This window comes from Plastoroseomonas hellenica (assembly GCF_018129085.1).
Taxonomy (GTDB): Bacteria; Pseudomonadota; Alphaproteobacteria; order Acetobacterales; family Acetobacteraceae; genus Plastoroseomonas; species Plastoroseomonas hellenica.
The window spans coordinates 113,380-134,719 of sequence record NZ_JAAGBB010000005.1 but is presented as its reverse complement, the minus strand read 5'-3'; the positions used below and the strand labels follow the sequence as shown (position 1 = coordinate 134,719).

Genomic DNA, 21,340 nt, shown 5'->3' with positions numbered 1-21,340 from the left:
GGCGGCCGAACAAGGAAGGACTGGATGCCGCGTTCCGTGATGGTGCTGGGTGCCGGGATGGTCGGCGTCTCGGTGGCCCTGCATCTGCGTCGGCGCGGCTGCGATGTGGTGCTGGTCGACCGCCAGGGCCCGGGCGAAGGCGCTTCCTTCGGCAATGGCGGGCTGATCCAGCGCGAGGCGGTCTATCCCCACCCCTTCCCGCGCGCGCTCGGGGAGCTCATGCGGATCGCGCGCAACCAGGCGATCGACGTCCATTACCACCCGCTGGCACTGCCCGGCTTCGTCTCACCGCTGCTGCGCTACTGGTGGAATTCGGAGCCGGAGCGCTACCTGCGCGCCGTGCTCGCTTATTCGCGCCTGATCGCCACCTGCGTCGACGAGCACCTGGCGCTGGCGCGCAACGCCGACGCGATGGCGCTGCTGCGGCCGATCGGCTGGATGCGCCTCTACGGCACGGCCAAGGCGCTGGAAGCGGCGGCGGCACAGGCCGAAGCCGCGCAGCGGGACTACGGCATCAACCACCGCCTGCTGGACGGCCGCGCGCTGGCGGCCGCGGAGCCGCATCTGCTGGTGACGCGCGCCGGCGCCATCCACTGGACCGATCCGCTCTCGGTCAGCGATCCGCATGCGCTCACCCTCGCCTATGCCGGGATGTTCACGGGCGAGGGCGGCACCCTCGCGACCGGCGATGCCGCGACGCTCGCGCGGGCCGGATCGGGCTGGCGGGTGCAGACCGCCGACGGCCCGGTGGAGGCGGAAAGCGCCGTCATCGCGCTCGGCGCCGCCTCCGCCCGCATCACCAGGTCGTTGGGCTATGCGCCGCCGACCTTCGGCAAGCGCGGCTACCACATGCACTATACGCTGCAGGGCAATGCGGTGCTGCACACCCCCTTCATCGATGTCGACAGCGGCTTCCTGCTGGCGCCGATGCGGGCCGGCATCAGGCTGACCACCGGCGCCGAATTCGCGCGCGAGGACGCGGACCCGAGCCCGATCCAGCTCGAGCGCGCCGAACCCGTCGCGCGCGGGCTGCTGCCGCTGGCCGAGCGGGTGGAGGACAAGCCCTGGATGGGCACCCGCCCCTGCACGCCGGACATGCTGCCGATCATCGGCCCGATCCCGGCGCAGCAGGGTCTCTGGGCCGCCTTCGGCCATGCGCATCAGGGGCTGACGCTCGGCCCCACCACCGGCCGGCTGCTCGCCGACATGATCACCGGCGCGGCGCCCTTCCTGGACCCCACGCCCTACGCACCGGCGCGGTTTTGAAGCCCGGCGCCCGTGGCATTGCGGTGACGGTTTCCAGCCGGGCATCCTGCCGCGCTTCCGAAGCGCGCGGCAGCAGAGGGCGAGTCGCTTGGTCGAGTTCCGCAGCCTGGAGGTCTTCTACTGGGTGGCGACGCTGCGCAGCTTCCAGCGCGCGGCCGAACGGCTCTACACCACCCAGCCCGCCGTCTCCCAGCGGATCGCGGCGCTCGAGCTCGAATTGGGCGGCAAGCTGCTGGAGCGCACCCGCCGCGCGGCGATCCTGACCGCCAAGGGCAAGGTGCTGCTGGAGCATGCCGACCGGCTGCTGCAGATGCGGACGGAGATGCTGAACGCCGTCGCGGCTCCCGCCAGCTTCAGCGGCCTGGTGCGGCTCGGCGTCTCCGAGACCATCGCCCAGACCTGGCTGCCCGACTTCATCGAACGTGTCAGCCGCGCGCATCCCTCGGTGACCTTCGACATCGAGGTGGACCTGACGACCCGCATGAAGGGCGGCCTGCTGCGTCAGGAACTCGACCTCGGCCTTTTCGCCGGGCCGATCGCCGAGCCCGACTTCATCGACCTCGAACTGCATCCGTTCCAGCACGCTTTCGCCTGCAGCCCCCGGCTCGGCCTCGGGCAGGGTCCCGTGCCCGCGGAGGTGTTGGCGCGTCAGGCCTTCATCACCTATCCGCGGAACACGCCCAATTATCACCAGTTGCAGCAGGTGCTGCGGGAACGGACGCAGCGGACGCCGCGGATCCATGTCAGCGCTTCGATCGCCACCATCATCCGCATGGCGGTCGACGGCATCGGCATCTGCGTGATCCCCGAGGCGGTGATGCGGCCGGCGCTCGCCAACGGGGGGCTGCAGCTCATCGATGCGGGGCTGGAGATGCCGCCGATCCGGCTCACCGCGACCTGCCGCGCGGCACCCGCCGCCACGCTGATGCCGACGCTCGCCAAAATGGCGGTCGAGGTGGCACGGGCCTATGCAGTCGCGCATAAGCTGCCCTGATGAGAGCGGATCGCGGTCAGGTGGCTTGGGGCGGATCGCCTTCCGCGGCCAGCCGCTTCTCGAAGAACAGGCTGATCGGGGACGGCGCATAGCGCCCGAAGGGCCCGCGCTCGGCATAGCCGGCGCGGCGATAGAGCGCCTGGCCGTCGGTGTTGCGGATGCCGACCTCCATGCGGATCACGTGGATGCCATGCGCAACGGCCGCCGCTTCCACGGCGCGCAGCAGGGCGCCGCCGACGCCGCGCTGCCGGCAGGCGGCATCGACGATCATGCGCTTCAGCTCAGCACCTCCCTTCCCATCCTCGAACAAGGCGCAGCATCCGGCGGCCGCACCTTCGGCGGTGCGGGCGACGAAGACGCGGATGCCGGGCGCGGCCAGGGTCTCCGGGTTCAGCGGCCGGCGGTACTCGCCGGGATAGAGCGCCGCCGCCAGCGCATCGGATTGCCGCAGCAGCGCCGCCACCGCCTCCTGCCGGGGGCTTTCCTCCTGCACCGTCAGCATATCGCACGCTCCGCCATCCCTGGGGTGCACCGGGGGTATCCGAGGCCCGCGCGCCCGGCAAGCGGCGCCGCAGCCATTCCCGCCGGCCATGGCATGCCCCGAGCGCGCATGGGTTCCCGACCCCGGCCTTGGGTATCCTGGCGCATCGGCCTTGCCCTGCAGGAAACCGAGCGCACGCTTCGCCGGCAAGGACCGACTCAGGGAGGAAGCCCATGGTCGACCATCGCGCCACCGCGAGTCTTGCCTGCGCCCTGCTCCTCACGCTCACGCCCCATGCCGCCCGCAGCCAGGGCGCCGGCCATGCGGGGCATGCGGACCACGCGCCCGCTGCCGTCCTCGGCCGCGTCAGCTTCCCGGTCGCCTGCGACGCACAGGCGCAGGCCACCTTCGACCGCGGCATGCTGCTGCAGCATTCCTTCTGGTACCAGGCCTCGGGCGAGGCCTTCCGTGAGGCGCGCCGCGCCGATCCCGGCTGCACCATGACCCATTGGGGCGAGGCGCTGAGCCTGCTCACCAACCCCTACAGCCCGCCGGCACCGGCCAATCTCCGTGCCGGGCGCGCTCTGCTGGAGGAGGCGCAGCGCCTCGGCCCGCGCAACGCGCGGGAGGCGGCCTATGTCGAGGCGCTGGCGCTGGTCTTCGCCGGCGACGACCTGGCGCAGCACCGCACGCGCCTCGCCGCCTATCGCGACGCCATGGCGCAGCTGCACCAGCGCTACCCCGACGATACCGAGGCGGCGATCCAGTACGCGCTGATCCTCGGCGTCGCCGCCTCGCCCGGCGACAAGACCTATGCGGACCAGCTTCGCGGCGCGGAGATCCTGGAACGCGAATGGCAGCGCCAGCCGGAGCATCCCGGCATCGTCCACTACCTGATCCACCTCTACGACTATCCGCCGCTCGCCGCGCGCGGCATCCGCGCCGCCGAGCGCTATGCCGGCCTGGCCGCCGATGCGCCGCATGCGCTGCACATGCCGTCCCACATCTTCACCCGCGTCGGGCGGTGGGAATCATCGGTCGAGACCAACCGCCGCTCGGCCGACCGCGCGATCACGGCCGGCGACCCGGATGGCGAACTGCATGCGCTCGACTACATGGTCTATGCCTACCTCCAGATGGGGCAGGACCGGGCGGCACGGCGCACCATCGACGATGCCGGCCGCGCCCGCGCCGAAGCCCCGCCGCGCAACGCGCATGCCTTCGCGATGGCCGCCATGCCCGCGCGCTACGTGCTGGAGCGCGGGGCCTGGACGGAAGCGGCGGCGCTGTCCCCGGGGGAGACCAGCTTCCCCTATGCCGATGCGCTGACCTATTTCGCGCGCGCCCTCGGCCTCGCCCGCGCCGGCCGGCCGCAGGAGAGTGCGGCGGATATCGAGGCGCTGACGCGCATCGCCGCGGCGCTGCAGGGGCGCGACGCCTATTGGGCGGAGCAGGTCGACATCCAGCGCCAGGCAGCCGCGGCCTGGGCCACCTTCGCCGGCGGCCAGCGGGAGGAGGGCCTCGCCGCGCTGCGCGCCGCCGCGGAGCGGGAAGGACGCACGGAGAAGCATGTCATCACGCCGGGCCCGCTGGCCCCGGTGCGCGAGCTGCTGGCGGAGGCGCTGCTGGAAGCCGGGCAGCACGCGGCGGCGCAGCGCGAATACCTGGCCGTGCAGCAGACGGAACCGCGCCGCTTCCGTGCCGTCCACGGCACCGCGCGGGCGGCCGAGCTGGCCGGCGATGCCGCGGCGGCGCGCGACGCCTACCGCCTGCTGCTGGAGATCGCCGCGCAGGCCGACTCGGAGCGCGCGGAGATCGCGACCGCGCGCGCCTATCTCGCGCGCAACTGATACCAGCGCCTCCGGCGTGACGCCGGACTACCGGCGGGCCGCATTCGCGGCCTCGGACCGGTCAAGCGACCGGTCCGTTGGTATGGGGCGCGCCGACGGGCTTCACCCCGGCGCTTGCGCGGCCTGGAAGCGCGGGATATGGTTGCATCATACAACCATATGGCCGCACCCGCTCATGACGCCACGCAGGGGCGACGCCGAGATCGGCCGCATCCGCGATGCCTCCCGCCGGCTGGTGCGGGAGCTCGGCTTCCTGCGGCCGACCCTGGCGGGCACCGATCTGCCGCCTTCGGCCGTGCATGCCCTGGTCGAGATAGGAGGCCGCGGCGCGATGACGGCGACCGAACTCTGCGAGGTCCTGCTCCTCGAGAAATCCAGCGTCAGCCGGATGCTGCGCAAGCTCGTGGAGGCCGGCGAGCTGCGGGAGGGTGTCAGCGAGCAGGACGGGCGCGCCAAGCTGCTGTCCTTGACGCCGCGGGGCCGGGCGACCCTCGCCCGCATCGACGCCTTCGCGCGGGACCAGGTCGCGGCGGCGTTGGCGCGGATGCGCCCGCAGGCGCGCGGCGGCCTCGCCGACAGCCTCGCTGCCTATGCCGGCGCGCTCGCGGCGAGTCGGGCGGATGGTTGAGGTCGCGCTCACGGACCTCGCCGGTCCGGTGCCGGTATCGCGGCCGAACGGCAGGCTGGCGGGGAAGATCTGCCTGGTGACCGGCGGTGCCAGCGGCATCGGGCGCGCAGCCGCGATCCGGATGGCGCAGGAAGGGGCCGCCGCCGTCGTCATCGCCGGCCGGCGCCAGGCAGCGGGGGAGGCCGCGGCGGCGGCGCTGCGCGCGGCGGGGGCCGAAGCCCTGTTCGTCGCGACCGACGTGACGCGGGATGCGGAGGTCGGGCGGCTGGTCGCGGCCACGCTGCAGCGCTTCGGGCGGCTGGACGCGGTCTTCAACAATGCGGGCTTCCAGGAGCGCCGCGCCCCGATCGCCGAGCAGACGGACGCGGTCTATGCACAGGTGTTCGACACCAATGTGCGGGCCCTCGCCCATTGCCTGCGCCATCAGATCCCCGCGCTGCTGGCGGGCGGCGGCGGCGCGGTCGTGAACAACACCAGCGTCAGCGGGTTGCGCAACCCCAATCCGGGCCTGGCGCTCTATGCCGCGTCCAAGGCGGCGGCCATCGCGCTGACCCGCTCGGCCGCGATGGAATATGCGCCGCAGGGCGTGCGCATCAACGCGGTGGCGCCGGGGCGGGTGGTGACGGAGATGATGCTGGCCTCCGGCATCGCCGACATGCGCCAGGTCGCGGCCGGGCTGCCGCTCCGCCGCATGGGCCACCCGGAGGAGGTCGCGGCCGCGGTCTGCTGGCTGCTGTCGGAGGAGGCGGGCTACGTCGTGGGCCACATCCTCTGCACCGATGGCGGCTTCCTGGCGGGGTGATCCGCCGGGGACCCGCTCCTTCGCAGTCTGGCCGGTCCGTTTGTGCATGTCCGAGGATTGACCTTCCTCGGCGACGCCCACGATCTTCACGGTCAGGAGCATGAAGCATCCCCGCACTGTTCCGTTACATGGATCGGGATTCCCCGGCGGCGCGCGAACAGGTAGCGTTGCCAAAGCGTTACGCTTCCGCCCGACCTGCCGCGACGCGGCTCATGGGAACATGTCATGACATCGATCCGGGCCTCGGCCCGCGCCTATGAGAACTGGATGCGGACGCAGCTCGGGGAAGACCTCGTGGAGGCCGACCTCGAGGAGAAGCACCGCAAGATGCGCAAGGGCGCCTTCCCCTTCCTGCGCGCGACCTATTGGCGCTGGGCGGAGACCATCCTGGAGATCCGCCCGGAGATCGCCGAGGCGCCGCGGGTGCTCTCGATCGGCGACACGCATCTGGAGAATTTCGGCACCTGGCGCGATATCGAGGGGCGGCTGATCTGGGGCGCCAACGACTTCGACGACGCCGCGATCATGCCCTGGCCGCTCGACATCCTCCGCCTCGCGGTCAGTGCCCTGCTGGCCCGCGGCGACGGCGCCCCCACCGCCGATGCGATCTGCGCAGCGCTCCGCGACGGCTATGCGGAAGGCCTCGCCCATCCCGCCCCCGTGGTGCTGGAGCGCGACCATGCCTGGCTGCGCGAGGCGGTGGTGCTGCCCGAGGCGAAGCGGGCGAAGTTCTGGAGCGATCTCGAGGCGCTGGAGCCGCAGCGGGCGCGGCGGCGCTACCGCAACGCGCTGCGCGCCGCGATGCCCGATCCCGACATGGTGCTGACCATCGCGCCGCGCCAGGCCGGCACCGGCAGCCTCGGGCGGCCGCGCTTCGTGGCCCATGGCACCTGGCTCGGCGGGCCGGCGGTGCGGGAGGCGAAGGCGCTGCTGCTCTCGGCCTGGTCGCGGTGCCATGCGCGGCGCGGCACCGCGATCCGCACCGGCGAGATCGCCGCCGGCCGCCACCGCGCGACCGATCCGCAATACCGTGTCCTCGACGACATCCTGGTGCGCCGCCTGTCGCCGAACAGCCGCAAGATCGAGGTGAAGGACGAGGTGGATCTGAAGCTGCTGCTGTCGCGGGAGATGCTGGCGCTGATGGGGCGGGAGATCGCGGCCTGCCACGCCGATGACCGGCGCCGGCTGCCCGGGCTGGAGGAGGATCTGCGCAACCGCGACGCCGCCTGGCTGCGCGAGGCGGCCGAGGCGGTGGCGGAACAGGTGGCCGGGGAGCACAAGGAATTCGCACGGCATGGTCGCTGACGCCACGCGCCGGCCTGCCCGCGCCACGGCCGCGGCGCTCGGCCTGCTGCTGCTGGCCGGCGCGCCCGCGACCGCGCAGCCGCTCGATCCCGACTGGGCGGATTGCGCGCAGCAGGCGGATCCCGAACGCAGCATCCGCGGCTGCACCGCCATCCTCGCGCGCGGTGACCGCGAGCGGCGGGTGAACCGGGCCATCGCCTTCACCAACCGGGCCAATGCCCATGTGGCCCGAGGCGACGACGCCGCCGCGGTCGGCGACTTCAGCGCCGCCATCGTGATCGACCCGGGCAATGTCGAGCCGCTGCTCGGACGCGGCGACGCCTATGTCCTGCGGGGCTGGCTCGATCAGGCGATCGCCGACTACACCGCCGCGCTGCGGCTGGAGCCGCAGAATGCCACCGCTCTCGCGCATCGCGGCGAGGCGCATCGCGTGGCTGGTCGGTTCGAGGCCAGCCTCACCGATTTCGATGCCGCGCTCCGGCTGGAGCCTGAGAATGTCATCGCCCTCATCGGCCGCGGCGACGTGCACCGCGTGCAGGGCCACCTCGATGCGGCGCGCGTCGATCTCGATGCGGCGCTCCTGCTCGACCCCGGCGATGCCCTTGCGCTGGCGACGCGCGGAGAGGTGCATATGCGGCAGGGCCGCTTCCGCGCCGCGCTCGCCGACCTCGACGCCTCCCTCAGCCTGCGGCCGGACGATCCCTTCGCGCTCCGGAGCCGTGGCGAGGTGCATCGCCGCGCGGGCCGGTTCGACCTGGCATTGGCCGACCTCGACGCCTCGCTCACGCAGGAGCCGGGGAACGCCTTCGCGCTCACGAGCCGGGGTGCGCTGCACCACCAGCGGCGCGATGACGATCAGGCGCTCGCGGATCTCGACGAGGCGCTGCGCCTGGCGCCCGATAGCGTCTGGGCCTTGCGCCATCGCGGCGCCGTCCATCTCCGTCAGGGTCGCTTCGATCCGGCGCTCGCGGATCTCGACACGGCAATCTGGCTGCGGCCGGCGGATGCGCTGCTGCTGGTCGACCGCGCCGTCGCGCATCTGCTGCGCGGCGATTCCGGACAAGCCTCGAGCGACCTGGACCAGGCGCTGGCGCGCAACCCGGCGCAGCCGCGGGGCCTTGGCCTCCGCTGCGTCCTACGCCTGCGCGCGGGCGATGAGGCCGGCATGGCGGATTGCGATCGCGCGGCCGAGCTCGCGCCGGCGGCGAATGCCTGGCCGCATGCGGCGCGGGCGATGATGCGCCTCGGCCGCGGCGATGCCGCGCCGGCGCTCGCCGACGCCGAGGAGGCGCTCAGGCGCGACGCGGAGGACGAGTTGGCGCTGCTGGCACGCGCGCGGGTCCGCGACCGGGCGGGCGATGCGGCGGGCGCCGCGGCCGACATCGCGGCGGCCGGACGGCTCAACCCCCGCGCCGCAGTGACGTTCGCGATGATATTCGGGGAGTAGGTCGACAGGAGAAAGCGGATGCAGGCGGGCAAGAGGAGCAAGGAATTCATTCTGACGCTGCTCGACACGCCGGATCAGGCGGCGAAGGCGGAAGCAGGGTCTGCCCTCTATCGCTACAATATCGAGAAGACCGGAATAGCCGACCGAACGCCGATCGGGGCCAGCTTGTCTGATCCCGAAACAGGCAAGGTGCTGGGCGGCCTCTGGGGTCGAACCGAACTCGGCCTGCTGTTTCTCGACATGTTCTATCTGCCGGAGGAGATCCGAGGCCGATCACAGGGAGAGCGGCTCCTCTCGGCCGTCGAGCGGGAGGCCAGGAGGCGCGGCTGCAAACGGGCTGTGGTAGAGACCAGCAGCTTCCAGGCTCCTGGTTTCTACCGGCGACATGGCTATGAGGAGTTCGGCCGCGTCGCGTTCAACCTGCCAGGCCATGCCCGCGTGTATCTTCGCAAGAGCCTGGAATGATGCGCAGGTCCGCTTCGGCTCGGGGCGCTCCCCGCATCGCCCGAGGGCCGATCGCATGAGCCGCCGTCTTCCGCCGCTGAACGCCATCCGCGCCTTCGAGGCCGCGGGCCGGCATGAGAGCCTGACCAAGGCCGCGGCGGAGCTCGGCGTGACGCATGGCGCGATCAGCCGCCAGGTCGCGCAGCTCGAGGCCTGGCTCGGCACCGCGCTGTTCCTGCGCCGGCCGGCGCAGCTCATCCTGACCGAGGTCGGGCGCGGCTATCTCGCGGAAGCGACGGCGGCGCTCGACCGCATCGCGCTCGCCTCCCTGCATGCGCGCGACCAGGCGGCGCCGACCGCGCTGCACGTCAATGCGCCGCCGACCTTCACCATGCGCTGGCTGATCCCGCGCCTCTCCGGTTTTCAGCGGGCGCATCCGGGGATCGAGGTCCGGATGACGACCTCGCTCGCGCCCGTCGTCTTCGACGGCGGCTACGACATCGCGATCCGCGGCGCCGATGCGCCGCTCGCGGCGGCGGTGTCGGAGGCCTTCATGACCGAGATCATCCGCCCCGTCTGCCACGCCGACCTGGCCGAAGGCGACCGGCTGCGATCGCCGCGCGATCTCGCCGCCTGCACCCTGATCGCCTATGCGACGCAGCCCTATTCCTGGCCGGAATGGCTGGAAGCCGCCGGCGTGCCGGATCTCCGCCCCGCCGGCACGCTGCAGTTCGAGCAGATGTATTTCGCGCTGCAGGCGGCGGCCGAGGGCCTCGGCGTCGTGCTGGTGCCGGCCTTCCTGACCACCGACGACATCGCCGCCGGCAGACTCTGCGCGCCCTTCGGCACGCTCGCCGCCCGGCAGCGGCGCTACTTCGCCAATGCCGCCGCGCGCACGCCGCTGGTCGACGCCTTCATCGGCTGGCTGATGCGGGAGGGCCGCGACACGGAGCAGTCCATGGCATCCGTCGCGACTGCTGCAATGTGAAGTTTTATCACCCTCAGGCGCCGGCGCCGGCATCCGCCGGCTTGGCTTGCGCGCGACTCCGCGCGGGCCGCATTCGCGGCCTCGGGCCGGTCGGAGAACCGGCCCGTTCCATCATTCGAGCACCACGCCGCTGCGCCGCACGATCGCGCCCCAGCGGGTGAATTCCTCGCGCATATAGGCCTGGGCTTCCGCCGGGCTCGCGCTGTAGCGCGGCACGGTGCCGATCGCGACCAGACGCTGCTCCACCTCCGGCACGCGCATGGTGCGCGTGATCGCGGCATGCGTCGCCTCCAGCACCGAAGCCGCCACGCCGGCCGGGTAGATCGCCATCAGCCAGGTGACCGCGGTCAGCCCCGGGAAGCCCTGCTCACCGAGGGTCGGCAGCTCCGGCAGGCCCGCGAGCCGCGCCGCGCTGCCGGCGGCGAGCGCGCGCAGCCGTCCCGCCTGCAGATGCAGCAGGACCGCGGCCGCGGTCTCCAGCGCCATCGAGACATTGCCGGCAATGACGTCGGTCAGGCCGAGCGAGCTGCCGCGATAGGGCACATGGGTGATGCGCATGTCGGCGACGCGCTTGATCTCCTCCATCGCCAGGTGGGAGACGGTGCCGTTGCCGGAGGATGCGTTGGTCAAGGCGTTCGGGTTGGCCCGGGCATGGCGCACCAGCTCCTCCAGCGTGCGCACCGGCAGCGACGGGTTCACGGCCAGCACGAAGGGCACATCCGCGATCAGCCCGGCGGCGTCGAAATCCTTCAGCGTGTCGTAGCCGACATTGCGGTAGAGATGCGGGTTGGTCGCCAGCGCCGACATATGCGCGAGCATCATCAAGCCGCCATCGGCCGGCGCGCGCGCCACCTGCGCGAGGGCGATGCTGCCGCCCTGCCCCGGCCGGTTGTCGACGATGTAGGTCTCGCGCGCCTCGGCGCCGAGGCGCTCCACCCAGAGGCGGGCGATGATGTCGGTCGCCTGCCCCGCCGGGAAGCCCACGACGACGCGCACCACGCGGCCGGCGGGCCCGGCCTGCGGATGCTGTGCGAGGGCCGGCGCGGCGGCCAGCCCCGTGATCGCGCCGAGGACCTGCCGGCGCGCGATGACGATCCTGTTCATGCCTCCCCCCTTCTTCTTCCCGCGCGTCACGCGGCGAGCGGCGCTTCCCAGGCGTCATAGCCATAGAGCCAGTCGGGATCGGTCCGGTCCCGCAGCCAGGTATTGGTGCGCGAGGTCGCCTGCACGCGCGCGGTGCGGTCCTTGCGCGTCGCCTCGAAACGGCGGAAGGCATCCGGCACACCGTCGCGGTCGGCGCCCGCGAGGCAGCGCGCCAGGATCGCGGCATCCTCGATCGCCATGGCCGCGCCCTGCGCCATGTAGGGCGTCATCGGATGGCAGGCATCGCCGAGCAGCGCCACCTTCCCTTCCGACCAGCGCGGCAGCGGATCGCGGTCGACCAGCGCCCATTTATGGACCGCGGGACAGGCGGCGAGCACGCGCCGGACCTGGTCATGGAAGCCGGCGAAGGCCTGGCGCAATTCGCCGACATCGCCGCGGGCGGACCAGGATTCCACGGTGAAGCCGGGCTCGGGCTGGCTGGTGACGAAGTAGACCTCGCTGCGGTCCGGCTTGACGTAATAGATCACGATGTGCCGGTCCGGCCCCCACCACTTCGTGCATTCATCGAGCGCGTAGCCGTCGAGCAGCGCCGCCGGGAAGGTGGTGCGATAGGCGATCCGCCCGGTGAAGTTCGGCCGGTCGGCGCCGAACAGCATGGCCCTGGTGGTGGAGTGCACGCCGTCGGCGGCGATGACCGCATCGGCAGTGACGCGCGCGCCATTGGCGAAGGCAAGCGCCACGCCGTCCGGCGTCTGGTCGATCCCGGTCACGCGGTGATCGAGCCGGATCAGATCGGTGGGCACGGCGCTTACGAGCGCCGCGTGCAGGTCGCCGCGATGCGCGAGCAGGTAGGGCGCGCCGTATTTCCGCTCGGCCGCCTCGCCGAAGATCATGTCGAAGCGCACCTCGCCCGTATCCCATTCCCGGTTGTTCCAGGACCGCGGATAGAAGGAGGAGGCGCGGAGCATGCGCTCGAGCCCGAGGCCGCGCAGCACCTTCATGGCGTTGCAGCCGATCTGGATGCCGGCGCCAAGGCGCGCGAATTGCTGCGCCTGTTCGTAGACGGTCGCATCGATGCCGACCTGCCGCAGCGCCGCGGCGGCAGCGAGCCCGCCCATGCCGGCGCCGATGACCGCGACCGAAAGTCTCCGCATGCGCCTGCCCCTTGCGACCATATGCGTTCCAGGGACCGATGCCGCCGACCGGCCGGGAGTGACCAGAAGTCACGATCCTCGCCGCCGAATGCTCTATCCCTCGGCAAGTTCTGGTTGGCTTGTCGCTGCGGCGCAAAGGAGTAATTCTGACGCAGCGTGAGCTCAGTTCACGCAGACGGGATCCGGTCGGGGATGCGGCGATGCTGGGGCGGTTGCGGCGGTGGGCGCGGGCGATCAAGCGCGACGTGCATGCACTCCATCTCGCCGCGCGCGATCCGCGCACGCCCTGGTACGCGAAAGGCCTCGCGCTGCTGATCGCCGCCTATGCGCTGTCGCCGATCGACCTGATTCCGGATTTCATCCCGGTGCTCGGCTATCTCGACGACGCGATCCTGCTGCCGCTCGCGATCCTGCTGGTGATCCGGCTGATGCCGCCCGGACTCTTCGCGGAGCATCGCGAAGCCGCGGCACGCGCCACGGCACGGCCGATCAGCCGTGCGGGTGCCGCCGGGATCATCGGCCTCTGGCTACTCGCCGCCGGCGCGCTCCTCTGGTGGTTCTGGCCGGGCGTGACATGGTGAGCGCGATCAGGCGGCGGCGCGCTGCCCGGCCACCAGCGAGTGGTGTGCGCCGACGCCCGCCATCACGCCGGCCGCCATGGCGAAGGTCGCGTTGTGCATCGGGCTTGCAGCGTCGCCCGCCGCATAGACGCCGGCGACCGTGGTGCATTTCTTTTCATCGACGCGGAGATGCGGGCCGAGCGGCCCCTCCTCGAAGCCGCAGCCGAGCTGTGCGGCGATCGGGCTCGCGATCCGCGTCCGCGTCGCGGTGAAGAGGGCTTCGAGCGGGACCACGCGGCCATCGGCGAGCCGCGCACCCTCCAAGGCCGGGGCACGACCGAGCAATTCGACCACCGGCGTCCGCTCGATCCGGACGCCGCGCGCTTCGAGCTGCGCCGCCTGCTCCGCATCGGGTTCGAATTCCGCTTGGGTGAAATAGGTGGTCGGCCCCCAATCCGGGATCAGCATGGCCTGGTGCGCCGAGAGCGGATGTGCGGCGATGACGCCGAGCGCGCGGTCGCGCACCTCGTAGCCGTGGCAATAGGGGCAGTGCAGCACCGTCGCACCCCAGCGTTCGCGCATGCCGGGGATCGGTGGGAATTCCTCCGCGACGCCGGTCGCGAGGATCAGGCGCGCCCCCTCCTCCTGCCCCCCATCCGCCAGCGCCACGACGAAGCCGTCCCCGGCCGGGCGGGCGGCGACCGCCTCGCCCGCGATCACCGTCGCGGTCGGATAGGCAAGGAGCTGCGCCATGGCCTCCTCCCGCAGGGCGCGGGGCGGCTTGCCGTCATGGCCGAAGATGCCGTGGGCGGCGGCGGCGAAGCGGTTCCGCGGCTGGCCGGCATCGATGACCAGCACCCGCCGGCGGGCGCGGGCGAGCTGCAGGGCGGCGGCGAGACCGGCGAAGCTGCCGCCGATGATGATCGCGTCGTGGCGCATGGCTGGCATCCCTCAGGTTTCTCGCATCTTCATAAGTTACGTGATGCCAGCCAGTCAATCCCTCGCAACTTCCCTGGTTACGAAAGCTGTCCTGCCGTATGCGAATGCGGGACCTAGAGGGGAGGCCCATCCGATGCGACGCGACGCCCGGCTTTCGCGCATGCTGCATGTGCTGATCCACATGGACCGCCATGACGGCCCCGCGACCTCGGAGGTGATCGCGCGCATGCTCGCCACCAATCCCGTCGTGGTGCGCCGGACCATGGCGGGGCTGCGCGACCAGGGCTTCGTGCGGTCCGAGAAAGGCCATGGCGGCGGCTGGACCCTGGCCCGCGACCTCCGGGAGATCACGCTGCTCGATGTCTATCGCGCGGTCGGCCGGCCGCCGGTCTTCGTGCTGGGGCCCGCGATCGACCATCCCGGCTGCCTGGTGGAGCAGGCAGTCAATGCCGCGGTCGATGGCGCGCTCGCGGAGGCGGAGGCGCTGCTGCTGGCGCGCTTCGGCGCCGTCACGCTGGCCGACCTCGCGCGCGACTTCGACCGCCGCTTCGCCGAGGCCAAGGGGCGGCGGCCACCAGCAGCCGGCTGATCAGCCGGCTGCTCCGGCTATGCCGCGTAGGGATGCACCTCGAAGGGATTGAGGAAGGCCCAGTCGGTCTCCAGCACCGACTGCCAGATATTGCCCTTGCCATGCGCACCCATGCCCGTCGTGTTCTCGAGCGTCACGACGGTGCCGAGATGCTGGCCGGCGAGGCTGGTGCTGACGAAGTCGCCCTGGATGCGGAAGTTGAGGCCGGATGCGTCGCGCACCGCCATCGCCTTGGCGGTGCGCATGGCCATCTGCGGCTTGAAGATGTTGAACCGTGCGGCCTGCAGCGCCTGGCGCATGGCCGGCGCGTTGAAGGTCACGAAGGGCACCGCTTCCCAGAGGCCCGCGATCTGCGCGAGGCCGCCGCCGAGCGAATGGCCCGTCACCGTCACCGGCCGGCCCTTCGCGATCGACTTCGCCATGCGCACCAGGTCGCGCGCCGGCTTCGCCTGGTTGGGCAGGATCTTGAAGGTGATGCGGATGTCGGCGGAGATGTCCGACAGGAACTTGCCCTTCTGCTTCGGGTTCGTCCCGCAGCAGCCGACCACCACGCTGTCGCGGCTCTGCCAGATGCCGCCCTGGAAGCCGGTATCGAAGAAGCCCCCGGTCTGCCAGTGCTGGCAGGTCCAGTCGTCCACCATGTGGCCGGACGGCTCCTCGTAGTACTGGCTCTTGCCGGTGAAATAGGCGGCATAGGCGATCTTCGCGTAGTCGAGGCACGTGGCCATGGACAGTTCCTCTTCATCGCCGGGCAGGCATCCACGCCCGCCCATTCCACGCGTCGCGCCACGCCGAAGGGAAGACCGTGCGCCGCTGCGCGACCGAAGCTGCCGCAGGATTGCTTAAGATTTCGCGGAGCGGCCCGACGCCGCCCGCATCGCCGTCATTGCCGCGCGGCGCTGGTGCAAAGGGCGATCAGGCTGAGCCCCATCAGGATCCACGGCCCGGCGTCGAAGACCTGGGAAAGGTCGGGAAAGCCCAGCATTTCTTGCTCCGTCTCGGTGACGTCCTGTCACCGGGACAACTTGCCCACGCAGGCGTTACCAAGATTCTAAAACTCGTCCGCATCACTCGGAGTCGCGGCGCGCCGGATCCGCGTCCGCCCGAGGCGCGGCACCGATCGCGTCGACGCGCGCCACCGTGCCTGCGATCCTGTCGGAAGCGCGCCCGAGTCGCGGCCGCGCAGCGCCCTGGGGGATGGAGCCATGGCCGTGGTCGGCGGGGTTCGCAGGATGCGGAAAACCCGATGAGGTGGAAGGCGGGCATCGCCGGCGGCGATGTTCCCAGCTTCGCCAGCGGCCGGCGTCTCGACCATCAGGTCGCCGCCCTGCCCATCGGCGATCGCGGGGGCAGGACGAAGGTGCTGCTGGTGACCACCCGGGGCAAATGCCGCTGGGTGCTGCCCAAGGGCTGGGCCGAAGCGGGCGTCGCCGACGCCGAGGTCGCGGCCAAGGAAGCCTTCGAGGAAGCCGGGCTGATCGGCAGGATCGACCCGGTGCCGGCAGGACGCTTCGCCTATGGCAAGCGCCTGCGTGGCGGCCGCATCAATTGCCAGGTCGAGGTGTTCACGCTCCGCGTCGAGCGCGAGCTCGACAAATGGCCGGAGCACCGCGAGCGGGAGCGGCGCTGGTTCCGCTTCGCGGAAGCGGTGCGGCTGGTCAAGGAACCGGGCCTGGCGGCGCTGCTGCTGCGCGTCGGCGAAGCCCTCCCCGACGCAGCCTGATCATCCGCCGCCGCGCCCAATTCGGGCGAATTGCGGCGAACGGGCCGCGCCCGCGACATCATCCCGCCCGCACCCGGCCATATCAGGCGGCGAAGCTCCCCGATGTAAGGGAGACGCCATCATGCGCCGCATCACGATCCCGACCGCCACCGCCGCCCTCGCCCTGCTCATCGGGGCTTCCGCCGCCCATGCCGGATCCGGCCTGCGGCCCGCCGCCCCCGCGGGGCAGGCGCTGACCGTGCAGTACCAGGTCGTGCCGGGCGCGGACGACATGACTGAATGGGAGCGCCGCCGCCAGTGGCGCGAGATGCGCCAGGCCCGCGACCAGGCCCGCATCGAGGAGGCCGCGCGCCGCGAGGCGCAGCGGATCGAGGAGGAGCGGCAGGAGCGGCGCGCCCGCTGGCGCGCGCGGCGCGAGGCCGAGGCGCAGTACGGTTATGCGCCGGGCTCCAGCTACACGCCGAACGACGGTTCGGGCTATGCGCCCGGCTATGGCGCCGCGCCCAACAACGGCTACGCCCCGGGCTTCAGCGGGAAGTGACGGGCCGGACGGGGCGGCGCATCGGCGCCGCCCCGTCGCCCGCGCCCACGACCTGCCGCATCGCGGTGATGGTGCGGAAGGCCCGCACATTCGGGTCGTCGTGGAACACCGCGCGCGCGAAGCCGTCATAGGCGCCCATGTCGGCGACCTGCAGCAGCAGGACGAAATCCGCCTCCCCGGTCACCGACCAGGCGCGGCGCACCTCCGGCCTGCCGCGCAGCCGCCGCGCGAAGGCATCGAGCTCCATCGCCCCCTCCCGCTCCAGCGAGACCAGGACGTGGATGGTCAGCGGCAGCCCCAGCACGACAGGGTCGACGACCGCCACATCGGCGGCGATCACGCCGGATTGCCGGAGCCGCCGCAGGCGGCGCAGCACCGCGCTCTCCGACAGCCCGACCCGGTCGGCCAGCAACCGGGCGGGCATCTGGTTGTCGACCTGCACGAGGTCGAGCAACGCGTGATCGAAGCGGTCCAGGGCGACGGAATCCGGCATCTGGGCGGCCCACATCGACAGAAACCGGTGCATATTGGCACGAAATCGCCGGCAATGGTCGGCCCGGGATCGCCAGGCCCTGCGCCATTGGCAATGCCCCGCGCACGTGATCACCATCCGATCCCGACACGAAGGGCGACCATGAGCACGACCGACATCACCCGCGTCCCCAACGCGAAGCTTCCGAGCAAATCCGCAGTGGCGACCTATCGCCTGCCCGGCGGCGGCGGGTTTCTCTGGGCGGTGGCGGTCTCGCCCGATCGCACCCAGGACATCCGCGCCCAGACGCTGGGCGCGCTCGGCGTCATCGACGGCTATCTGAAGGATGCCGGCCTCGACCGCACCCGCATCGTCAAGGCCGAGATCGTCGTCACCGACCATGACAACAAGCCGGCCTTCGACGAAGCCTGGGCGAGCTGGATGCCGGACGGCTTCGGGCCCGTGCGGTCCTTCGTGCAATCGGTGATGCCGGAGGGCGACCTGATCGAGATCATCATCACCGCCGCGCTGCCGGCCTGAAGGATCGCCCGATGCCTCCCCACCCGCCCTCTGCACCGCCCGCCCGGCTGCCGCCGGGCGCCATCGGCCATAACCGCGGCATCGTGCGGCCGAACTTCGCCTTCATCCCGCCCGAGGGCGTGCTGAAAAGCCGCCTGCCCGCCTGGCAGGGCACCGTCGCCCGCTTCCTGGCCGCGCCCGCGCTCGGCGCCGGCTTCGCGCAGTTCATGCTGGAGATCGAGCCCGGCGGTGGCAGCGCGCAGGCGATCTGCGTGGCGCCGCAGCATTTCTTCTACGCCATCGAGGGCACCGTCGAGATCGGCATCGGTTCCGGCGATCCGGTGCCGCTCGCGGCAGGCGGCTTCGCCTATGTGCCGCCGGACACGCGCTTCACGCTGCGGAACCGGACGCCCGCCGCGGCCCGGGTCCTCGCCCTGAAGAAGCGCTACGAGGTGGCAGAGGCCCTGCCGCCGCCGGATCCGATCACCGGCCAGCACCAGTCGATGCCGATGACCAACCACACCGGGCTCGAGGGCCGCGGCTTCAAGCACCTGCTGCCCTTCGGCGACATGCGCTTCGACTTCGAGATGAACATGATGTTCTTCGAGCCGGGCGTCTATTTCCCGGCGGTGGAGACGCACATTATGGAGCACGGGTTGTTCATGCTGGAAGGCCAGGGCCTCTATTTCCTGTCCGAGACCTGGCACGAGATCTGGGCGGAGGACTTCATCTGGATGGGCGCGTTCTGCCCGCAGCAATTCTATCCGACGGGTGCCGGCCAATCGGCCTATCTGCTCTACAAGAACGTCAACCGCGACGTCGCCTTGTGACGTCCCCCGGACAGGCTCTGCTCTAACCGCCGGCCGCCGCCTCCTTCCCAAGCGATGAAGCATCTCGGCCGGCAGCGGCCTCGGCCGCATGCCCCGCAGGCCAGCCATGCCCCGTCGCATGGCCAGATAGATTGCGTGCTCATTATTGCTGACCACATAATGTGCCATGAATGATCCCGCGCATGACCGGGTGCTGCTGACCTCCACCCTGTTGCTGGCCGGGCGGCAATGGCGCCGGCTGGTGGCGGAGGCGCTGGCCGCTGACGGCATCTCCGAGGCCCGCGCCGCGCCCCTCGTCTGGCTCGGCCGGCTCGGTGGCGGCGTGAACCAGGTGACGCTGGCCGCCCATATCGGCATCGAGGGCACCTCCCTCGTGCGCCAGCTCGACCAGCTCTCCGCCGCCGGCCTCATCGAGCGGCGGGACGACCCCGAGGACCGGCGCGCCAAGACCATCTGGCTGACCGCGGCAGGCGCGGCGCTCACCGAACGCATCGAGGCGGTGCTGACGGCGCTGCGCGGCCGCGTCTTTCGGGAGGTGAGCGAGGCCGAGATCAAGGGCGCCTTCCGCGTCTTCCGCGCGATCGAGGATGCCGCGGCCCGCGCCACGGCCGCCGATCCGGAGACGGAGCCGGCCGCGTGACCCTTCCCTCCGCCCGGGACTGGCTGTTCTCGGCCAAGGCCTTCGCGGCGGCGATGCTGGCGCTGTATCTCGCCTTCGCCTTCGACCTGCCGCGCCCCTACTGGGCGATGACCACCGTCTATGTGGTGATGAACCCGCTCTCCGGCGCCACCGCGTCGAAGGCGCTCTATCGCGCCCTCGGCACGCTGCTCGGCGCCACCGCGGCGGTCGCCATGGTGCCGCTGCTGGCCGATGCGCCGGAGCTGCTCTGCCTTGCCGTCGCACTCTGGGCCGGTGGCCTGATGTATGGCGCGATGCTCGACCGCACGCCGCGCAGCTACGTCTTCATGCTGGCCGCGTATACGCTGCCGCTGATCGCGCTGCCCGCCGTGACCGCGCCCGAGACCATCTTCGACATCGCGGTCGCGCGCAGCGAGGAGATCATCCTCGGCATCCTCTGCGCCAGCATCGTCGCGGCAACCGTCTTCCCGGTCAGCATCGGCCCGGCGCTGGCGTCGCGCGCCAAGGCCTGGCTCGGCGATGCCGGCGCCTGGGCGGCGGAGATCCTGCGCGGCGGCGGCGCCGCGCCCGCGACGCCAGCCGCGCGGCAGCGCCTCGCCGCCGATATCGCCGCCCTCGATGCCATGATCGCCCAGTTCTCCTATGACGCCGACGCCCGCGACATGGCGGGCCAGGCGAAGGCGCTGCGCGGCAGCTTCCTGCTGCTGCCGCCGCTGCTTTCCTCCCTCGCCGACCGGCTGCACGCGCTGACGCTCGAAGCCGGCGCGCTGCCGGGCGATCTCGGCGCCCTGACCACGGCCATCGCCGACTGGATCGCGGCCGGCGGCGATCCCGAGGCCGCCGACCGCTTCGCCGCTGGGATCGCCGCGCTGGAGCCGGCGCCGGATGCACCGGCCGACTGGCACGGCCTGGTGCTGTCGAGCTTCCTCGCCCGGCTCGGCGAGGTGGTGGCGCTGTGGCGCGACTGCCTGATGCGGCAGCAGCAGATCGCGGCCGGCAGGCCCGAGCCCGGTTGGCGCCCCACCTCCCGCTTCCGTCCGGTGCTCGGCGGAGGCCGGCATCACGACCACCTGCTGATGCTCTTCTCCGCGGCCTCCGCCGCCGCGGCGACGCTGGCGGCGGGGCTGATCTGGATCCATAGCGGCTGGGTCGGCGGCGCCAACTTCATGGCCATGACCACGGTCGCCTGCTGCTTCTTCGGCGCCCTCGACCGGCCGGCGCCGCAGATGCGGGCGATGGCGGTCTGGACCAGCGTCGCATTGCTGGCCGCCGGCACCTACCTGCTCGCCGTGCTGCCGGGGATCGAGGATTTCGCGGTGCTGGTCGCGGTGCTCTCGGTCTTCTTCCTGCCGGTCGGCGCGCTGATCCCCCGCCCGCAGATCTTCCTGCCCACCATGATGCTGGCGGTGAACGGTGCGGCGATGATGTCGCTGCAGGACCGCTTCAGCACCGATTTCGCGAGCTTCGCGAATGAGGGCCTGGCGGTCGTCGGCGGCCAGCTCTTCGCCATGCTCTGGACATTGGTGACCAAGCCCTTCGGCGCCGGCATCGCCGCGCGGCGGCTGATCCATGCCGGCTGGGCGGAGCTCGCGGCGATCGCGGGCGGCACCACCCGCCGCGACCATGGCGCGCTCGCGAACCGGGCGCTCGACCGCCTCGGCCAGCTCGCGCCGCGGCTCGCCGCCAGTGGCGACACCGCGGTCGTCGCCGGCGATGCGCTGGCGGAGCTGCGCATCGGCTACAACCTGCTGGATCTGCGCCGCGACCGCGCTGCGCTGAGCGACAGCGCGCGGCGCCGCGTCGATGCCGTGCTCGCCGCCGTCGCCACCCATTTCCAGAGCCGCAGGGCGGGCATGGCCATCGCCGCGCCGGAGACGCTCCGCGCCGCGATCGACCGCGCCCTGGGCGCGGTCGCCGGCCAGCCCGGCACGCCCGCACGCGACGCCGCGCATGCCCTGGTCGGGCTGCGGCGCGGCCTGTTTCCCCATGCGCCAGGACCGCGGATCACTCCCGCCTTCCCAGCGCCATTGCACAGGGCGGCGCCGCTCGCCGCCGAATAGGACC

At 71.8% G+C, this 21,340-nt stretch carries 22 protein-coding genes and 1 pseudogene; 17 read left to right on the top strand and 6 right to left on the bottom strand.

The annotated features are described in order from the left end of the window. Window positions 1-24 precede the first annotated feature (24 nt). Both GXW71_RS05805 and GXW71_RS05800 read left to right on the top strand, forming a co-directional pair. Complete coding sequence (locus GXW71_RS05805; protein WP_211851462.1) at window positions 25-1,266, top strand: NAD(P)/FAD-dependent oxidoreductase; 1,242 nt, start codon at window positions 25-27, stop codon at window positions 1,264-1,266. An 88-nt stretch (window positions 1,267-1,354) separates the two neighbouring features. Further along, window positions 1,355-2,260, top strand: a complete 906-nt coding sequence (locus GXW71_RS05800) for a LysR family transcriptional regulator (RefSeq protein ID WP_211851461.1) — start codon at window positions 1,355-1,357, stop codon at window positions 2,258-2,260. A 16-nt stretch (window positions 2,261-2,276) separates the two neighbouring features. On the opposite strand, the gene GXW71_RS05795 is transcribed toward GXW71_RS05800, so the two are convergent. Next, window positions 2,277-2,762: a GNAT family N-acetyltransferase gene (locus GXW71_RS05795; protein WP_211851460.1), complete on the bottom strand. Its 486-nt coding sequence runs from the start codon at window positions 2,760-2,762 to the stop codon at window positions 2,277-2,279. Between the two features lie 212 nt (window positions 2,763-2,974). On the opposite strand from GXW71_RS05795, the gene GXW71_RS05790 reads away from it, so the two are divergent. The 7 genes from GXW71_RS05790 (at window position 2,975) to GXW71_RS05760 (ending at window position 10,205) form a co-directional block, all read left to right on the top strand. After that, entirely contained in the window at window positions 2,975-4,591 is a 1,617-nt protein-coding gene (locus GXW71_RS05790; protein ID WP_211851459.1) for a hypothetical protein, read from the top strand. Between the two features lie 175 nt (window positions 4,592-4,766). Further along, the gene (locus GXW71_RS05785; RefSeq protein WP_246526313.1) at window positions 4,767-5,219 is read left to right on the top strand and encodes a MarR family winged helix-turn-helix transcriptional regulator; all 453 of its coding nucleotides are present in this window, start codon (window positions 4,767-4,769) and stop codon (window positions 5,217-5,219) included. Then, window positions 5,212-6,021 (top strand): glucose 1-dehydrogenase, encoded by an 810-nt coding sequence (locus GXW71_RS05780; protein ID WP_211851458.1) that lies wholly within the window; start codon window positions 5,212-5,214, stop codon window positions 6,019-6,021. Before GXW71_RS05785 ends, GXW71_RS05780 begins: the two co-directional genes overlap by 8 nt. Before the next feature lie 225 nt (window positions 6,022-6,246). Then, a complete protein-coding gene (locus GXW71_RS05775; protein WP_211851457.1) occupies window positions 6,247-7,326 on the top strand; it encodes a DUF2252 family protein in 1,080 nt (359 codons plus the stop codon). Further along, complete coding sequence (locus tag GXW71_RS05770; RefSeq protein ID WP_211851456.1) at window positions 7,316-8,773, top strand: tetratricopeptide repeat protein; 1,458 nt, start codon at window positions 7,316-7,318, stop codon at window positions 8,771-8,773. The genes GXW71_RS05775 and GXW71_RS05770 overlap by 11 nt, the downstream gene beginning before the upstream one ends. An 18-nt stretch (window positions 8,774-8,791) precedes the next feature. Further along, window positions 8,792-9,238 carry a GNAT family N-acetyltransferase gene (locus tag GXW71_RS05765; protein WP_211851455.1) on the top strand — a complete coding sequence of 149 codons (447 nt, stop codon included), beginning with the start codon at window positions 8,792-8,794 and terminating at the stop codon, window positions 9,236-9,238. A gap of 55 nt (window positions 9,239-9,293) precedes the next feature. Beyond that, window positions 9,294-10,205, top strand: a complete 912-nt coding sequence (locus tag GXW71_RS05760; RefSeq protein WP_211851454.1) for a LysR substrate-binding domain-containing protein — start codon at window positions 9,294-9,296, stop codon at window positions 10,203-10,205. 111 nt (window positions 10,206-10,316) lie between these two features. Here GXW71_RS05760 and GXW71_RS05755 read toward each other — a convergent pair whose 3' ends face one another. Next, a complete protein-coding gene (locus GXW71_RS05755) occupies window positions 10,317-11,309 on the bottom strand; it encodes a Bug family tripartite tricarboxylate transporter substrate binding protein (protein ID WP_211851453.1) in 993 nt (330 codons plus the stop codon). A 26-nt stretch (window positions 11,310-11,335) separates the two neighbouring features. Then, entirely contained in the window at window positions 11,336-12,463 is a 1,128-nt protein-coding gene (locus tag GXW71_RS05750; RefSeq protein WP_211851452.1) for an FAD-dependent monooxygenase, read from the bottom strand. A 209-nt stretch (window positions 12,464-12,672) separates the two neighbouring features. Between GXW71_RS05750 and GXW71_RS05745 the strand changes: the two are divergent. Then, window positions 12,673-13,044, top strand: a pseudogene (locus GXW71_RS05745) (YkvA family protein); the annotation flags it as partial. 6 nt (window positions 13,045-13,050) lie between these two features. Here GXW71_RS05745 and GXW71_RS05740 read toward each other — a convergent pair. Next, entirely contained in the window at window positions 13,051-13,962 is a 912-nt protein-coding gene (locus GXW71_RS05740; RefSeq protein ID WP_211851450.1) for an NAD(P)/FAD-dependent oxidoreductase, read from the bottom strand. Between the two features lie 133 nt (window positions 13,963-14,095). Here GXW71_RS05740 and GXW71_RS05735 point away from each other — a divergent pair, with 133 nt between their 5' ends. Further along, on the top strand, window positions 14,096-14,551 hold the full coding sequence (locus tag GXW71_RS05735; RefSeq protein ID WP_211851449.1) for an Rrf2 family transcriptional regulator: 456 nt from the start codon (window positions 14,096-14,098) through the stop codon (window positions 14,549-14,551). A 17-nt stretch (window positions 14,552-14,568) separates the two neighbouring features. On the opposite strand, the gene GXW71_RS05730 is transcribed toward GXW71_RS05735, so the two are convergent. Beyond that, complete coding sequence (locus GXW71_RS05730) at window positions 14,569-15,279, bottom strand: hypothetical protein (RefSeq protein WP_211851448.1); 711 nt, start codon at window positions 15,277-15,279, stop codon at window positions 14,569-14,571. 518 nt (window positions 15,280-15,797) lie between these two features. Between GXW71_RS05730 and GXW71_RS05725 the strand changes: the two genes are divergently transcribed. Both GXW71_RS05725 and GXW71_RS05720 read left to right on the top strand, forming a co-directional pair. Beyond that, a complete protein-coding gene (locus GXW71_RS05725; protein WP_211851447.1) occupies window positions 15,798-16,274 on the top strand; it encodes an NUDIX hydrolase in 477 nt (158 codons plus the stop codon). Between the two features lie 121 nt (window positions 16,275-16,395). Then, a complete protein-coding gene (locus GXW71_RS05720; RefSeq protein ID WP_211851446.1) occupies window positions 16,396-16,815 on the top strand; it encodes a hypothetical protein in 420 nt (139 codons plus the stop codon). Here the strand turns inward: GXW71_RS05720 and GXW71_RS35120 are convergent. Beyond that, window positions 16,802-17,308, bottom strand: coding sequence for an Lrp/AsnC family transcriptional regulator (locus tag GXW71_RS35120; RefSeq protein WP_211851445.1), 507 nt, complete (start codon window positions 17,306-17,308; stop codon window positions 16,802-16,804). The genes GXW71_RS05720 and GXW71_RS35120 overlap by 14 nt on opposite strands. Window positions 17,309-17,449: 141 nt before the next feature. On the opposite strand from GXW71_RS35120, the gene GXW71_RS05710 reads away from it, so the two are divergent. From GXW71_RS05710 to GXW71_RS05695, 4 genes are all read left to right on the top strand, one after another. Continuing rightward, a complete protein-coding gene (locus GXW71_RS05710; protein WP_211851444.1) occupies window positions 17,450-17,827 on the top strand; it encodes a RidA family protein in 378 nt (125 codons plus the stop codon). Window positions 17,828-17,838: 11 nt separating this feature from the next. Then, window positions 17,839-18,636: a (S)-ureidoglycine aminohydrolase gene (gene allE / locus GXW71_RS05705; RefSeq protein ID WP_211851443.1), complete on the top strand. Its 798-nt coding sequence runs from the start codon at window positions 17,839-17,841 to the stop codon at window positions 18,634-18,636. A 166-nt stretch (window positions 18,637-18,802) separates the two neighbouring features. After that, window positions 18,803-19,276, top strand: a complete 474-nt coding sequence (locus GXW71_RS05700; RefSeq protein WP_211851442.1) for a MarR family winged helix-turn-helix transcriptional regulator — start codon at window positions 18,803-18,805, stop codon at window positions 19,274-19,276. Beyond that, window positions 19,273-21,336 (top strand): FUSC family protein, encoded by a 2,064-nt coding sequence (locus GXW71_RS05695; RefSeq protein ID WP_211851441.1) that lies wholly within the window; start codon window positions 19,273-19,275, stop codon window positions 21,334-21,336. The genes GXW71_RS05700 and GXW71_RS05695 overlap by 4 nt, the downstream gene beginning before the upstream one ends. The last annotated feature ends 4 nt before the right edge of the window (window positions 21,337-21,340 follow it).